The organism is Pseudomonadota bacterium, from assembly GCA_039024915.1.
GTDB lineage: Bacteria > Pseudomonadota > Alphaproteobacteria > Rhizobiales > MH13 > MH13.
Window position 1 is genome coordinate 180452 of the sequence record JBCCPK010000003.1, and the last position, 16074, is coordinate 196525.

Here is a 16074-nt window from a genome sequence, read left to right on the forward strand (position 1 = left end):
AGCCGATGGCATCCAACCCTCCTGCAGCGAACGATGATGACCAGCCAACGGTCGACGCCGGTTCAATTGATAATCCGGTGGCCCTGGTTACAGGTGCGTCACGCGGAATCGGCTTCGCGACGGCAAAGGCTTTGGGCAGCACAGGCTGGCACGTGGTGGCTGTTGCACGCACCGTTGGCGGCTTGGAAGAGCTTGATGATGCCATCAAACAAGCTGGCGGGAGCGCCACCTTGGTGCCCATGGACCTGGCGGACCATGAGGGGATCGATCGGCTCGGCCTCGCACTGTATCAACGCTTCGGTCGTGTCGACGCTTTGGTTGGTAACGCTGGCATCCTAGGGACCGTCACACCCGTTGCTCATCTCAAGCCGAAGGTCTTTGACGAGGTGTTCAATATCAATGTTACCTCGAACTTTCGCCTGCTGCGATCCATCGACCCGCTTCTACGCCAATCGCCCAACCCGAGGGCTGTCTTCCTGACATCCGGTCTTGCCCGCATGGATAAGCCGTTTTTTGGCACATACGCCGCCTCAAAAGCGGCGCTCGAAGCGTTGGTGCGCACCTATGCGTCAGAGAACGCCAACAGCGCGATCCGATGCAACCTGTTTAATCCCGGCCCAGTTCGGACTGCCCTGCGTGCCCGTGCAGTTCCAGGCGAGAAGCCGGACACCCTTCCGGCACCTGAGCAGATCGTTGAAGCTATTTTGGAACTATGCAGCCCACAATGGAACCAAACCGGCATGGTCTACGATTTGCCCTCCAAGCAGATCAGGCCAGCGGCGCTTGCAGGCAGCCCGGCTGGTTGAGGCACTAGCGATTTCTTTTATTGGCCTTCTGCGCGTAGGGATTGTGTCCCTTGCGCAAATTTAACCGCAACGGCACCCCTTCCAATTGAAAGCGTTCCCGCAGGCTGTTGATGAGATACCGCGTGTAGCTTCCCGGCAGCGCATCTGGTCGGGAACAGAAAACGGCAAACGTCGGGGGTCGCGCTTTGACTTGCGTTGCATAGCGCAACTTGATGCGCCGTCCAGCAACGGCCGGTGGTGGATGCTGGGACGTTGTTGCCGCGAGCCAACGATTAAGTGCGGCGGTGGAGACCCGGCTATTCCATACCTCGTCCATACGCAGCACGGCATCCATCAGGGCATCTGTACCCTTGCCTTTCAGACCAGAAAGCGGAACCAACGGTGCCCCGCGCACCTGGGGCAGTAAACGTCCAAGCTCTAGGGTGCACGTCTGAAGGAAGGCATCCTTGTTGCGAACCTGATCCCACTTGTTCAGACCGAAAACGAGCGCCCTGCCCTCGCGCGCGACAAGATCAGCAATCTGCAAGTCTTGCTTCTCGAAAGGCTGGGCGGCGTCCATCAGAAGCACCACGCATTCGGCGAAGCGGACGGCATGCAAGGTGTCCGCAACCGATAGCTTTTCGAGTTTATTGTGGACCTTCGCTTTACGGCGCATGCCGGCGGTATCGAACAGTTTGAAGGCGCGTCCCTTGAAGCCCCAGTCAACGGCAATCGTATCGCGCGTGATGCCGGCTTCCGGTCCGGTCAGGAGACGCTCCTCGTCGAGCAGGTGATTGACCAACGTGGACTTTCCAGCATTAGGGCGGCCAACGATTGCAACTTTGAGGGGGCCTTGGCGGGCCTCTGTCACCAACAGATCAGGGGCGCCCGGCTGATCATTGTCGAGCCAACCGCTCTGCCCGGTGTGATCAGTAGCCTCGCTGGAGGCGGACGCTCTTGTAGCAAGTGCTTTCAGTTTTTCGTCAAGCGCCGCGTAGAGTTCGCCCATCCCCTCGCCATGTTCGGCGGAAACGGCGATGGGGTCACCAAGACCTAGCTCGAAAGCTTCATAAGCACCCTGAAGGCCACGCCGACCTTCAACTTTATTGGCAACGAGGATGGTTTTCTGCGCATACCTGCGCATCAGCGACGCCATCTCAGCATCCATTGGCGTCATGCCGGCGCGAGCATCGAACAGAAAAAGGCAAACATCCGCGCTTTCGATCGCTCGTTCTGTTTGGACACGCATACGGCCTTGAAGCGAGGCAGCATCAACCTCCTCAAGGCCCGCAGTGTCGATGAGCGTGAAGCTGAGATCGCCAATCGAGGCGGCACCCTCCCGTCGATCCCTGGTTACGCCTGGGGAATCGTCGACGAGGGCAAGCTTCTTGCCGATCAAGCGATTGAAAAGCGTTGATTTGCCCACGTTTGGTCGCCCTACGATGGCGACCAAGGGTTCGTGGGGAGATGGATCTGGCACCAAACTCAATTCAAGGCGAGAAGAGTGCCATCGGCTGCAAGGGCCAGTATTCGCCCCCCGGCAGCTATCGGCCGCAAAAAGATATCTTCGCCAGCCGAACTTTGCCCAACGATCTGCCCATCACTGGGGCTTACCTGCAGAACATTACCCTCGCTTGATGCCAGGAAGAGCACGCCATCGGCCAGTGCCGGGCCGGCCCATTTCTCCTGACCTTCGCCAGGGCCACCGGGAAGCGGACGAACCCATTGGATCTCTCCGGAGGTCCGCGAAAGCGCCATCAATCGGCCTTCGAGATCGACCATGAAGATAACATCGCCAGAGACAATCGGAGTATGAACCGAACCCACATTGGTTTCCCATTGCCGCGCCCCGCTCGATAAGTTCACCGAGATCGTTCGCCCGCCAACGCCGGTCGCGATAACCGCTCCATTGGCGATTACTGGGCTTGCGACAAGGTCGCGAAGGCCAGAAAGCGCTTGATAGCGTGCACCCGTGACGACCGCATCTGCCCAACGAGGCTCGCCGCCGTCGGTGCTCAAAGCCACCAACTCACCAGATGAATAGGGCACAATAACCCGACCGCCTGAGACTGCCGGGGTTCCAGAGCCCAACAGTCCTGCCCGTGCTGGGACGCCTCGAAAGCGCCACTGCTCAGTTCCATCAGAGGTTGAAATCGCAAGCACGGTGTTGGATTGCGTCACCACAAAGACCCGCCCGTCTGCAACGGTCGGAGCTGAGAGAGCCGGCGTATCAAGATCAACGGCCCAAACGGTCTGGCCGGAGGCTGCATCAAGGGCGAAGAGCTGCCCAAAGCCCGTGGCTGCAAAGATACGCCCGTCAGCAAACGCGACGCCGCCTGTCGCGACCTGGCCGTTCTCTCCTTCCGTTCGAAGTTCACGGCGCCAACTGCGCGCGCCGCCCCCAATCGAGACCGCTGTAACGTTGCCGTTCGGATCATAGACAAAGGCTCGACCGCCCGCGACGACTGGCAAAGCAGCCATGGGTATGCGCCGGCGTCCACTGACCTCGCCGACGTTGGCGCGCCAACTTTGAACGCCGGACAGGGATACGTGTCCTGGGTTGTTTGCCGCATTCCCGCCCGGTTGGGGCCAATCAACAGCTCCGGAGGGGCCAGGAATACTGACAACGGCATTGGCGACGGATGCTGCGGGGTCGCCCGCATTGCCAACCGATCGGCGTTCACCTGCCAGCCGCTCGTCATCCTCGGCAAAGGGGTTGATCGTGTCTATCGTGTCGCCGATTGTGGCACAGCCCGTCAAACCAAGGACGCAGGCAAGCGGCAGGAACAAACGCTTCAAACTCATACCTTAACTTCCAGCTGTCGCGGCGCCATCACTGGCAAGAACGTCAAGTGCGACCCGTGCTCGGGACCGGACGGGCTCAGGGCTCTGAGAATCCCCAAGCAGCTCGACAAACAACGCTTGCGCCTGATCACGATTTCCTGCCTTCAAAGCGGCAAAGGCTCGTATCTCTCGCGCCGAATGACTGAACGGACTTGTCGTGTCGGACAGGTCAATCAGTAGACCCTCAATCTCCGTCGGGTCGCCATGGTCGAGCAATAGATAGCCTAGCCGAACCTTGGCGACATCCCGCAAAAGTGGGTCAACGCTGTTATCGGTCGTCAACGCACGCATCGTTGTAAGTGCGTCTTCGATTGCACCACGCTCGGCCTGTGCGCTCGCTGTCCTGAAACGAGCGAGCGCCGCGTAGCCCGCTGGGCCGTCTTCAACGATCGCTTCGAGTTCCGCAATTCCTCGCTCAGGTTCAGCTTCAATTAATGCGACGGCATCAAGGAAGGCATCCCCCGCCTGCGCCGCCTGATTTGCCCGATAAGCTTCCCAGCCGCGCCAAGCGGCCACAGCAAGCACAAGAGCAAGCGCGCCTGCTATGATGAACTTACCGAAACGATCCCAAAGTCGCTTTGCACGATCCTTGCGGATGTCTTCTTCAATTTCAGAAAAAATATCGGTCATGGGGCCAAGAGAGGAAGAGAATGAATGCGCGCCGCGGGCAAAACGTGATTTGGTCGTCGCCCTTCGCGCGCGGACCATAGTGGTTGGTCGATGTCACTGCAATCTGCTTAGTAGACGATCAATAGCCTTGCGGGGCGCTAAAGGCGCTTTCTGGCATAAACATGATCGGCAGCCGGGAAAGAACGGTCCCGAACGGCGTTCGCGTAGTTTGTGACGGCTTCTTCAATGTGTTGGCGGATGGACCCGAACTCCTGGACGAATTTGGGGGTCCACTCGTTCAAGCCCAACATGTCTTCAAGCACGAGAATTTGTCCGTCGCACGCTGGAGACGCGCCAATGCCTATCGTTACCGTCGGTATCTGTTCAGTAATGGCACGCGCGACCGGTTCAACGATACCTTCCATGACGATAGCGAACGCACCTGAATCGGAAATTGCGCGAGCATCGCGTTCGGTTTGTGCCTGGCTCTCGTCTGATTTGCCCTGAACCCGGAAGCCTCCCATTGTGTTGATAGCTTGAGGCGTCAGACCGACATGACCCATGACTGGGACCCCCCGACGCGCAAGGAACTCGACGGTTTCTGCCATATGCTCGCCGCCCTCAAGCTTCACCGCACCCGCCCCTGTTTCCTTAAGAATTCGCGCGGCGGAGCGAAAGGCTTCCTCTTTGCTGGCTTCGTAAGAGCCAAAGGGCATGTCAACCACAACCAGCGCCTCACTTGATCCGCGCATGACGGCCAAACCCTGGACGATCATCATGTCGAGTGTAACGGGCACGGTCGATTCCATGCCGTGCATCACCATCCCCAGGGAGTCGCCAACAAGTATGAAGTCGACATGCTCATCGAGGATCGACGCTGTATGAGCGTGATAGGCAGTCAATGCGACGACCGGGGCGCCGTTTTTCCGCTTGGCTATATCAACCGCCGTTTTCCGACGCTTGGACGTTTGGACAGACATGAAACCCTAAAACCAAAGCTGTGCAGAGGCGCTGATAACCGATCATTGGATGAGCGACCAGCTAGCCAATCTTCCATGCATCGGCTGTTGCTTCGGGGCCTACATCGGCAACGCGCACAACCGCTGTTGCGGTGTTTGTTTACCTTACGGCCAAGAATACCCAACCATTAACCGGACCTCACAGGAATGTCTTGCAAAGGTACGACGCCTCGGCGCACATTATTACTGCGGCATTTGGCAGAATCGGTGTGACATTGAGCAGTCATGCCCATCTAGAGGATTGCACCATGGTTCGCGCACACTCCCGCTTCATGATACTGTTTGCGTTGGCTATCACATTTGGCCTTTGGAGCGCTCCCTCCGCTGACGCATCGGTCATCGCAAAAGTCGACCTGTCCGAACAAAGCATGCAGGTGATCGTCGACGGCGAAGTCGTTCATAGTTGGAATGTTTCCAGTGGGAAGCGTGGATATTCTACGCCGACGGGCACATGGAGGCCGCTGCGCATGCACGAGATGTGGCGCTCGCGTACCTACAACAATGCACCGATGCCCCATGCAATTTTCTTCCAGGGCGGATATGCGTTCCACGCGACCAATGCCATCGGTCGGCTTGGTTCGCGCGCGTCGCACGGATGCATTCGCCTCCATCCGGAACATGCCCGGACACTGTTTTCCCTTGTGCGGGAGTACGGTCCGCACCGTACCCGCATTCAGATAACCCAGTAGGCCATAACAGGCATCTTGGGCCCCTCAGGGTTTTCAAAGCGGTCATCGCGGAGTGATGAGCGCTCCAAGGTCCGAGCTTTGGGAGGTCGTGCATTGCGTGTTCTGATCACTCCCACTCAATCGTCCCCGGCGGCTTGGAGGTGACGTCGTAGACGACGCGGTTGACACCCTTGACCTCGTTGATGATGCGCGTCGCGGTGTTCGACAGAAACTGCATATCATAGTGGAAGAAATCGGCGGTCATGCCATCGACCGAGGTCACCGCCCGAAGCGCTAGGACGTACTCATAGGTTCGGCCATCGCCCATAACGCCGACTGTCTGCACCGGCAGCAGAACAGCAAAAGCCTGCCAAATGGCATCATACAGTCCAGCGTTACGTATCTCTTCCAGATAGATCGCGTCGGACTTGCGCAGAATATCGAGCTTTTCGCGCGTTATGCCACCGGGACACCTTATAGCCAGACCAGGACCGGGAAAGGGATGCCGCCCGACAAAGCTATCAGGTAGCCCCAGCTCTCGACCCAAAGACCGCACCTCGTCCTTGAACAACTCCCGCAGCGGCTCAACCAGTTTCATGTTCATCCGCTCTGGCAGACCACCGACATTGTGGTGGCTCTTGATCGTAACCGATGGTCCCCCGGTGAACGAAACGCTTTCAATCACATCAGGGTAGAGCGTGCCCTGAGCGAGGAAGTCCGCGCCGCCAAGCTTTCTGGCCTCGGCCTCGAAGGTCTCGATGAACAGCCGCCCAATGATCTTGCGTTTGCTTTCAGGGTCGGAAACGCCTTCGAGCTCGCCGATGAAGGCGTCAGCGGCATCCACATGCACCAGTGGGATATTGTAGTGGCCGCGAAACAACGACACGACCTCTTCAGCCTCGTTGAGCCGCATCAATCCATGATCGACGAAGATGCACGTCAATTGATCGCCGATCGCCTCGTGGATCAGGACGGCCGCAACCGCACTGTCGACGCCGCCCGACAGCCCGCAAATCACCCGCCCATCGCCAACCTGTTCGCGTATGCGCCGGATCGCCTCCTCGCGAAACGCGCCCATCGACCAATCACCGGCAAGGCCTGCGATCTTGTGCACAAAGTTGGACAGGAGCTTTGCCCCATCAGGCGTATGGACCACCTCGGGATGGAACATGACGCCATAAAAGCCCTGATCCTCGTTTGAGTAGGCCGCAAACGGTGCACCTGGCGAGGTGGCAAGCACATCGAAGCCGCCGGGCAGCTCGATGACGCGGTCGCCGTGGCTCATCCAAACCTCGTGCCGCGTCCCAACATCCCAGACCCCATCAAACAGTGGCGATGCCCGCTCGACTTCGACAAAAGCGCGGCCGAACTCGCGATGATCGGAACCCTCCGCTTTTCCGCCGTTCTGGATGCACATGGTCATCTGCCCGTAGCAGATGCCCAAGACTGGTACGCCGAGTTCAAACACGCGCTGGGGTGCACGCGGCGATCCCATGTCGGAGGTGGAGGCCGGACCGCCCGACAGGATGACGGCTCGTGGCTTCAGCCGATCGATCGCTTCATCTGCGGATTGAAATGGGACAATCTCGCTGTAGACGCCCGCTTCGCGAACCCTACGGGCTATCAACTGGGTGACTTGCGAGCCAAAATCGATGATGAGGACGGTCGCGTGTTCGTCGGGTGCGGATGCGGTCATAACGAGTGGCAAGGTCCTATCGGAAGGAAGCGGTCACTGGCGCTCAAGACTGTCCTTCAGCAGGTCAAGAGCGTGGGCCAACGCGGCGTCCACGGCGGGAAGATAGTCAGCCCAATCATTGTAATGCCTGAGCTCTTCTGCCCCGTCGGAAACGCCGCGCAGGCCAATGACATCAGTGTTGAACGACTGGCAGGCCCGGACAACCGCAAAGGTCTCCATGTCCACAAGGTCAGCATCAATCACGTTGTAGCTGTCGCCTGAAACGATGCTGGCGCCGGTCGAAAGCGTCGCCTTGGGTAGATCATCGATGCGTACGTTGAGTGGGATGATGGCTGGCTGATCGAGAAAGGGCGTGCGACCTTTCTCGAAGCCCAGTGGGCTTGCATCCATATCGCGGTAGCTTACTGAGCTGACCTCGTAGACCGCTCCTTGCTCGAGCCGCGCCGACCCTGCGGAGCCAAGCGAGACCACTAGGTCAGGAGACCTCGGCAGTTCGGCCAGCGCCGTTCCCAACCCCAACGCCGCCTCAACCGGGCCGACACCGACAATCAAAGGCGGGATGCGTTTTTGAAGCTCGGTGCGATACTCCTGATCGGTGGCCATCACGAACAGGATATCTCGACCGCCCCATTTGAGAAGTTGCGCTCTACTCAAGACGGTTTGCTCCGCTCAAGGACAGCTAAATAGAACCCATCGGTTCCCGACGCCAATGGTGTCAAACGAAGTCCTAGATCGCCGACTGAGAAACCCGCGGTCGCAATCGAGGGGTGGAACCCGGGCTTGGTCTTGCGCGCCAGGTTTGTTTGCAAGTCCTTAGCACTGAGCGTTCGGAAATCACCGTGGTGGGATAGGAACGGAACGAGCCGGTCTTCGTTTTCCTCCGCTAGCACCGAGCAGGTGATGTAGACCAGGCGCCCTCCCGGTTTCACGAAAGGTGCGGCCTGCTGTAACACCGTATCTTGCTCTGCAATGCGGGTTTGCAAAGACTTTTCTGTCAGCCGCCATTTCGTGTCGGGATGCCGTCTCCAGGTTCCCGTACCACTGCACGGGGCATCGACGACCACACAATCGACACCGGTCGCGGTAATTTGATGATCTGCAAGATCATCTGGATCAATGATCTGAATGTTATGAGCGCCAGAACGCTTCACCCGGGGCCAAAGGTCCGCCATGCGTTTGCGGTCGATGTCGTGCGCGAAGATTTGACCCTTTCCGCCTTGAAAGGCCGACAGCGCCAGCGTCTTGCCCCCTGCCCCAGCGCACAAATCAAAAGCGGTTTTTATGCGCATTCCGGCGACGGCCCATTCCGCCATCATCTGCGAGCCAGCGTCCTGCACCTCTACCCAGCCCTTTTGATAAGCCTGTTCCATCACGATCTGCGGCGTACGCTGAAAGCCCTCGCTTTGCGGTATACGTCGCAAAAGCGGAAAGGCCGGATCACGTAGAGGCTTGTGTCGGCCCAACGCTTTATCGACCCGCGGTGGTTTCGAGCCAAGCGGGTTCAGTCGCAAGTCGAGCGGCGCTCTGGCCGCAAATGCTCCGACTTCGGCTTCTGTGAAGTCCCCGAAGACCCGGGTCAGGCTGGGCCACAGCCATTCGGGGGCATTAGCTCTCTGTGCTGGGGTCGCCGCATTGGGCAGCCCTCGTTGAAAGGCGATCTGCTCGGCCGGTGTGGGCGGGGGCGGCGCATAGGGATCGCCATCGAAATCTAACTCGCCGATATCGAGGTATCCTGGTAACCAATGCATCGCCGCAAGCACTGCGGCCCGTGGAGACGGATCGGCCATCTGCGCCGCAAGAAAACTACGGTGCCGGAGCGTGTCATAGACCACATTGCCGATAGCTGCGCGATCCGCGGAACCCGCAAAACGGTTGGCCTGCCCCCAGTCCTTGAGCGTCTGCGCGACCGGCAAACGGCGGGACTCAATGTTTTCCAAGATCTCGATTGCCGCGGCGAGGCGTCCGCCCAGTTGCATCGGTATTACTGACCAGAGTTGTAGTTTGGGCTCTCGCGGGTGATCTGAACATCGTGCGCATGGCTCTCGCGCAAGCCTGCGCCGGTAATCTGTACGAAATTCGCCTTGTCTGTGAAAGACGGCAAGTCGTGTGCGCCAACATAGCCCATAGCGGCTCGCACGCCGCCGGTGAGCTGATGCAGAACACCCTCGACCGGTCCTTTATACGCTACCTGGCCTTCGATACCTTCAGGCACGAGCTTAAGCGCATCGCGCACTTCTGCCTGGAAATAGCGGTCCGCCGAGCCTCGGGCCATTGCCCCAACCGAGCCCATTCCGCGGTACGCTTTGTAGGAGCGCCCCTTGTGGAGGTAGACCTCGCCCGGGCTCTCCTCCGTGCCGGCAAGCAACGACCCAACCATGACACAACTGGCGCCCGCAGCTAGCGCTTTTGCAATATCGCCGGAGGATTTGATGCCGCCATCCGCAATAATGGGAACAGATTGTTTGGATGCTTCATCGACCGCCTCGAGAATGGCGGACAATTGCGGGTAACCAACGCCGGCGACGATCCGGGTCGTACAGATCGAGCCCGGTCCGATACCCACTTTCACACAGTCTGCCCCTGCATCGATGAGTGCTTTGACGCCATCGCGCGTCGCCACATTCCCAGCGACAATTTGAACGGCATTGGTTTGCTTTCGAATTGTCGTCACCGCGCCGAGTACCCGTTCGGAATGGCCATGTGCGGTATCGACCACAAGAACATCCACCCCTGCATCCAGCAGTCGCTCGGTCCGCTCGGCGCCGTCATCGCCAACGGTCGTTGCCGCGGCGACGCGCAGCCTTCCCTGCTCATCTTTCGCAGCGAAGGGGTTCAGCTGCGACTTCTCGATATCCTTGACCGTGATCAGTCCGACGCAGTGCCCGCCGTCATCAGTGACAAGCAGTTTTTCAATCCGGTGCGTGTGCAGCAGCCGTTTGGCTTCATCCTGGCTCACACCGTCACGAACCGTAATAAGCCCATCTTGCGTCATAAGCTCCCTGACGGGCTGCGATGGTTCTGACGCAAACCTTACATCCCGGTTGGTTAGGATACCGACCAGCCGGCCGCCACCTGGCTGATCGACCCCGCCATTTTCGGTAACGGGGATACCTGAAATCCGGTGTTTGGCCATCAACGCGAGTGCGTCTGCCAAAGTGGCATCGGGACCAATCGTGATTGGATTGACGACCATGCCTGATTCGAACTTTTTGACTTGCCTGACTTCCTCGGCCTGCCGATCAGGATCGAGATTGCGATGCACCGTGCCAATGCCACCGGCCTGCGCCATCGCGATGGCCAGCCGCGACTCAGTAACCGTATCCATGGCCGACGACATGATCGGGATATTCAAAGGAATTTCAGAGGTTAGCTTCGTTGCAAGGTCGGTCTGGCCTGGCATCACATCGGAACGCCCGGGCAGCAGAAGCACGTCATCGAAAGTCAGTGCGGCACCGCCATGCAGCGGCTCAACAATGGTGGCCATGCTCTTGCTCCCCGCGCGGTGCGCTTCCGACACGGCGTTTTGGCGAGCGTGCCGGTGACGATCCCTAGCGACGGCCCCGCAGGTCGTCAAGCGAACGATTGTGCGGCGCAAAAGAGCCGTGCGTGCAGCCTATCGGAGCGGGTTTCCTTTGAAACCCTTCCCCAAGACATACAGCTCGGGGCTCTCCTTTCGGCTCGCAGGTGGTTTGATGTGATGGACGCTGGTGAACGCTGCCCTCAATTCGCGGAGTGCGTCGCTTTCCGCCCCGCCACGAAAGACCTTGGCAAGAAAAACGCCACCCGGGGCCAGGTGACGGTAGGCAAAATCCGCAGCCAATTCGAACAAAAAAGTCGTCCGAAGGTGATCGGTCTTGCGATGCCCTGTGGTCTCGGCTGCCATATCGGACAAGACCACTTGGATGGCACGAGCACCAATGGCTCGAAGCACCCGATCGGGCGCGTCATCTTCGGTAAAGTCCGCTTCGATGAGCGCTACACCGGGAATTGGGTCGACCGGCAACTTGTCAATTCCAACGACGAGTGGCTCATGATCAGCCGACCGCACGCGTCGGGCAGCAACCTGCGCCCATCCGCCTGGAGCAACGCCCAGATCAACGACCGTCAAGCCAGGTTTCAGGAAGCGGTGCTTGTCATCAATTTCGATGAGCTTGAAGGCAGCCCGCGAACGCCAACCTTGGCGTTTGGCTTCAGCAACGTAAGGGTCGTTTAGTTGCCGCTCGAGCCACCGTGTCGAGGCGTTTGAGCGTTTGCGGGCAGTTTTGACCTTAACATGCAGATCGCCTCGCGGCTTCGACCTGCCTGCCATTAGCCTGCAACCTCTCCAGGTTTCGTTCGATGCGCTGCGGCCCCGCGGCCGTAACGATTGCGATTGGTGCGGTGGCTATTGTGCTTGCGCGGATGGCGGTTACGACGCCAAACGCCGTCCTGCGCCATCAACTCCACGAGCATTCCCTCACGAAGGCCCCGATCTGCAACACGCAGACGCCCACAAGGCCACTCCCGCCGAATTGCTTCGAAAATGGCGCAGCCCGCCAAAACCAAATCGGCTCGGTCTGCCCCAATGCACGGATTGGCAACACGCTCCTCAAAGCTCATGCCGATCAACCTGTCTGTCATTGAGGTTACATCATCCGCACCCATCCAGGTGCCGTCGACCTGGCGGCGATCATAGCGTTCGAGGCCCAAGTGCACCCCAGCTAGCGTCGTCACAGTCCCGGACGTGCCCAACAAATGAACCTTCCCGGCAGAGACACACTGCGACATCATCTCGCGCGCCGCAAAGCTTGAGATCATCTCGCGGACAACACTGACCATATTTTCAAAAACCGGTCGATCAACATGCACTCCGCCGAAGCTTTCAGCGAGGGTCACCACACCAACCGGTAGCGAGGTCCAAGCCCGGATGAAACGGTGCATATGAGCGTGGAAGCGTGGCTTGCCTGATCGGAAGTCAAGAAATGCAAGCTCCGTTGAGCCACCCCCGATATCGAACAGTATGACGCCATCGGCTTCTCGTTCGACGAGCGTTGCGCATCCGGACACCGCCAAGCGCGCCTCGGTGCGGCGGTCTGCAATTTCGAGGCGCAGGCCCGTCTCATCCTCAACACGCGCGACGAAGTCAGCGCCATTCTTTGCCTGCCGGCAAGCCTCTGTTGCGATAAGGCGGCGGCGCACGACATGCCGGACACTCATTTTTTCGCCGCATACGCGCAAGGCGTCGACCGCCTTATCCATCGCTTCTTCGCTTAGCGCCCCATTGCGGCTAAGGCCCGCGCCCAAACGGACAATGCGAGAAAAGCTGTCCACCACGCGAAAGCCACCGCGGGTCGGTTCAGCCACCAGGAGCCGGCAGTTGTTCGTGCCCAAATCGAGGGCGGCGTAACTTGGACGCTCGTGCCTCGGTAGGTGATCGCGCGCCGGGCGCTGAACATGCCTTGGCCCGGGTTGTCTCACCGTGTCATGTGAATCAGTCGCCGAATGCGCGCTCAAATCGTCATGACTTGTCGGCCCGGGAGGTCCGGGTCGGGTCGTATCCACATTTCACCTTCTCAAGCAGGTTAAAAACCGGCTTTTTCTTTCGTTCTCACTTGGCTGTGAATGTAAGCGCGAAGGGCTCTTGAAGCAACTCAATTGCAATCTTGCGACGTGGGTCTTTCCGCGGGAGCTACAACGCCCCAGCTTATAAGATCACACAGCGGCGCATTTCCTCTGCCCCTCCCTCAGTTCACCCAAGTCATCGCAATGCAGATAAACTCCTCTACCCAAGGCGTCGCCGATGTCGTGATCGTTGGTGCAGGACAAGCAGGCTTTCAGTTGGCAGTCAGCTTGCGGCAAAGACAATTCGAGGGGTCGATCGCACTGATCGGCAGCGAGGACGATCCATCCTACCACCGCCCCCCTTTGTCCAAGGCAGCGCTTAAGGAAGACTTCGAGCCGTCGACGCTTTGGTTCCGCCCGGACGGGTTCCTAGGCAAGCAGGCAATCGAGGAAAGGCGCGGCGTTGCGGTGGTATCGGTCGACCGATCCGCCAAACAGCTGCACCTGTCATCGGGCGAAGACCTTCGATACGGCACGCTGGTATTGGCCACGGGTGCCCGGCCAAACAGACTTCCGTCCAGCTTTGGTGCCGCCGCACAGACCGCGCTCGTTCTTCGGACAATCGAAGATGCGGTAGCACTGCGCAAAACGCTGAAACAGGGCTTACGCTTGGCGATCATTGGGGCGGGCTACATTGGCCTGGAGGTAGCCGCATCCGCCCGCTTGCTTGGCCTTGATGTCCACGTCGTTGATCGAGAAGCTCGCAGCATGTCGCGGACAGCGTCGCCACAAGTTTCAACGTATTTCGAGGCTCTGCACCGTGCACATGGGGTTACATTTCACCTGTCGCAGGAGATTCAAAGCGTCAGAACTGAAAGCGCGAAGACCGTCCTCGCACTATCATCCGGTGAGACGGTCATGTGCGACGTACTGCTGGCTGGCGTAGGCGTTACACCCAACACGGACCTCGCAGCTGTTTGTGGCTTGACCGTTGATGACGCAATCATCGTAGACGCCCAAGGACGCACCGACGATCCAAGTATCTTCGCCATCGGAGATTGCGCGCGTCATGCGCATGTTCGCTATGATCAAGCCGTGCGTTTTGAGAGCGTTCAGAGCGCCATTGATCAAGCGAAGGTCGTGGCCGCAGTGATCATGGGCGAGAAAGCAGCGCACCATGCGGTTCCCTGGTTCTGGTCTGACCAGTTCGGCACCAAGCTTCAAACAGTGGGTGTGCTTGAAAACCCAACCACGACTTTTGTGCGAACAGATGAAGATGGTCGCGGACTGGCAGTCTACCACGTTAAAGGCGAGCATCTTGTGGCTGTTGAAGCGGCCAACGCACCCAAAGACTTTGTCAGGGCCCGAAAACTGGTGGCGTCACCTGAGCCCTTCGACCACACGCAAATCGACGGCCTGAGACCAGCCGACGACGGGGGATAGGCTCCAGCGTTATCCCCAGGAAGTGAACTGCATCTACGGTCGCCGCTCAACCACAACTTCTCTGCAAAGCGAGGCTCCAAATGAGCGATCCATACGGCGGCCATACCTCTGGCCTTGAATCCCCTGCGAGCGACGCATTTGTGATCACACCAGCTGATGGAACGCCGCTGCCGCAGACAACGCGAGCTGTGTATGTGGGGTCGGGCGGTGATATTGCAGTGACAACAAAGGCCGGCACATCCGTTGTACTAACCGCTGTCCCGTCCGGGACAATTCTTCCGATACGTCTTTCTGCGGTTTCGGCGACCGGCACAACGGCGAGCGACATGGTGGGGCTGCTCTAGCCCCCACCGGACAAGGTGCGGGTCAACGCGATAGCGCCCTCAAGGCCATCGCTATATCTATAGACGCTGCCATCGAACATCAGTAGCGCATCTTCACCGAACTGCTCCAACAAACCGCCAGCCGTTTCGTTGCTGAAAGGAACCCGTGGCGCCGGAACAAGCGGTTGGCCATATTTCGGCGTCAGGCACGCATCGGCAACGGCCTTGAAGTCTCGCTTCGACAGCCCACCCGGACTGCCCGCTCCGGGTACGATCGACACATCAGCTCCTAACAGCCTGGGCAGATGCGCGTACAGCACGGGGTCCGACAGACCGGTACCGATCCTAGGACCATACTGGGAAAGCCCGCTTGGGTCGCTGATCACTGGAAGATCGACGTCGGTCGACTGGATGACAGCGCGGGCGACATCAAGCCCAATCAAACCGGGTCTAACCTGAACAGCTCCCACCCCAACTTCAGCAGCGTAGGTCGCGTTGGCCACGGCCTGATCATATGGTCCGGGGACCGTTGGGCAATAGATAGTGCGACGTCCCGATGCTGCATTCGCGCGGTTGACGGCAGCCTGAACCTTTTCCACACGCTCGAAGAAAGGTGCGATCGGCTGATTGCTCACAGTTGGCTGTTCAATAACGAGATCGGGACCAGCAGAGGCGAGCGCAAACGCGACGTCTGCAAATTGTTCTGCGGACATGCCCTGTGGACCAAGTGGGACCGCAATCATCTGTCCGACAGGCGCGGAGACCAATCGCCGAAGTCCAGCAATGCCGAAACGCGGTCCAGGGTAAAGTCGTTCAAGCGGACCCAGGTCTAGGTCGGTAACGCGCACGCCCTTGCGAAGGGTTGCGGTGCCAATAAGCAGATGAATGAGGCCTGAAAGTTCGTCGGACGTCGCTTCCGGGCTGTAGCTGATGCGAGCCTCGATGGAGTTATCGTCTGATGATGTCAGGCTTTCGACGCGCCCAAGGACCACATCTTCAACAAACCCCGATGGAACACGGCTTCGCGCCAGACCCATTGTCTGTGAAAGCGCAAGCGCCTGTGCAAACGCTGCAGCTTCGTCGCGCAACCGCGTTGCCAGTCTGTAGGTGATCACGAAACGGTCGATCAATCGGGTAACCCCCTTG

General features: G+C 58.9%; 14 protein-coding genes and 1 pseudogene. 4 read left to right on the plus strand and 11 right to left on the minus strand.

Annotated elements, in window-relative coordinates:
• The first annotated feature begins 5 nt into the window (after positions 1-5).
• Positions 6-806 (plus strand): SDR family NAD(P)-dependent oxidoreductase, encoded by an 801-nt coding sequence (locus AAF739_07050; protein MEM6382413.1) that lies wholly within the window; start codon positions 6-8, stop codon positions 804-806.
• Between the two features lie 4 nt (positions 807-810).
• Here the strand turns inward: AAF739_07050 and der are convergent, their stop codons facing one another.
• From der to panB, 4 genes are all read right to left on the minus strand, one after another.
• Positions 811-2238 carry a ribosome biogenesis GTPase Der gene (der, locus tag AAF739_07055; protein MEM6382414.1) on the minus strand — a complete coding sequence of 476 codons (1428 nt, stop codon included), beginning with the start codon at positions 2236-2238 and terminating at the stop codon, positions 811-813.
• 32 nt (positions 2239-2270) lie between these two features.
• Positions 2271-3590 carry a PQQ-binding-like beta-propeller repeat protein gene (locus AAF739_07060; GenBank protein MEM6382415.1) on the minus strand — a complete coding sequence of 440 codons (1320 nt, stop codon included), beginning with the start codon at positions 3588-3590 and terminating at the stop codon, positions 2271-2273.
• Positions 3591-3593: 3 nt separating this feature from the next.
• Complete coding sequence (locus tag AAF739_07065; GenBank protein MEM6382416.1) at positions 3594-4259, minus strand: tetratricopeptide repeat protein; 666 nt, start codon at positions 4257-4259, stop codon at positions 3594-3596.
• Positions 4260-4396: 137 nt separating this feature from the next.
• The gene (panB, locus tag AAF739_07070) at positions 4397-5218 is read right to left on the minus strand and encodes a 3-methyl-2-oxobutanoate hydroxymethyltransferase (protein MEM6382417.1); all 822 of its coding nucleotides are present in this window, start codon (positions 5216-5218) and stop codon (positions 4397-4399) included.
• Between the two features lie 287 nt (positions 5219-5505).
• Here panB and AAF739_07075 point away from each other — a divergent pair, with 287 nt between their 5' ends.
• Positions 5506-5946, plus strand: coding sequence for a L,D-transpeptidase (locus AAF739_07075; GenBank protein ID MEM6382418.1), 441 nt, complete (start codon positions 5506-5508; stop codon positions 5944-5946).
• Positions 5947-6052: 106 nt separating this feature from the next.
• Here AAF739_07075 and guaA read toward each other — a convergent pair whose 3' ends face one another.
• The 6 genes and pseudogenes from guaA to AAF739_07105 form a co-directional block, all read right to left on the minus strand.
• Positions 6053-7621, minus strand: coding sequence for a glutamine-hydrolyzing GMP synthase (guaA, locus tag AAF739_07080; protein ID MEM6382419.1), 1569 nt, complete (start codon positions 7619-7621; stop codon positions 6053-6055).
• A gap of 33 nt (positions 7622-7654) precedes the next feature.
• Positions 7655-8275 (minus strand): 5'-methylthioadenosine/S-adenosylhomocysteine nucleosidase, encoded by a 621-nt coding sequence (locus tag AAF739_07085; protein MEM6382420.1) that lies wholly within the window; start codon positions 8273-8275, stop codon positions 7655-7657.
• The gene (locus tag AAF739_07090; protein MEM6382421.1) at positions 8272-9597 is read right to left on the minus strand and encodes an RsmB/NOP family class I SAM-dependent RNA methyltransferase; all 1326 of its coding nucleotides are present in this window, start codon (positions 9595-9597) and stop codon (positions 8272-8274) included. The genes AAF739_07085 and AAF739_07090 overlap by 4 nt, the downstream gene beginning before the upstream one ends.
• Before the next feature lie 5 nt (positions 9598-9602).
• Positions 9603-11105 (minus strand): IMP dehydrogenase, encoded by a 1503-nt coding sequence (gene guaB, locus AAF739_07095; GenBank protein MEM6382422.1) that lies wholly within the window; start codon positions 11103-11105, stop codon positions 9603-9605.
• A gap of 129 nt (positions 11106-11234) precedes the next feature.
• A complete protein-coding gene (locus tag AAF739_07100) occupies positions 11235-11930 on the minus strand; it encodes an RlmE family RNA methyltransferase (GenBank protein ID MEM6382423.1) in 696 nt (231 codons plus the stop codon).
• Positions 11930-13018: pseudogene (locus AAF739_07105) on the minus strand (Ppx/GppA phosphatase family protein). The gene AAF739_07100 and the pseudogene AAF739_07105 overlap by 1 nt, the downstream one beginning before the upstream one ends.
• A 348-nt stretch (positions 13019-13366) precedes the next feature.
• On the opposite strand from AAF739_07105, the gene AAF739_07110 reads away from it, so the two are divergent.
• Together AAF739_07110 and AAF739_07115 are read left to right on the plus strand one after the other, a co-directional pair.
• Positions 13367-14605 (plus strand): FAD-dependent oxidoreductase, encoded by a 1239-nt coding sequence (locus AAF739_07110; protein MEM6382424.1) that lies wholly within the window; start codon positions 13367-13369, stop codon positions 14603-14605.
• A gap of 80 nt (positions 14606-14685) precedes the next feature.
• Positions 14686-14949, plus strand: a complete 264-nt coding sequence (locus AAF739_07115; GenBank protein MEM6382425.1) for a hypothetical protein — start codon at positions 14686-14688, stop codon at positions 14947-14949.
• Here the strand turns inward: AAF739_07115 and AAF739_07120 are convergent.
• Positions 14946-16058, minus strand: a complete 1113-nt coding sequence (locus tag AAF739_07120) for a RuBisCO large subunit C-terminal-like domain-containing protein (GenBank protein MEM6382426.1) — start codon at positions 16056-16058, stop codon at positions 14946-14948. The two genes, AAF739_07115 and AAF739_07120, sit on opposite strands and share 4 nt — an antisense overlap.
• Between the last annotated feature and the right edge of the window lie 16 nt (positions 16059-16074).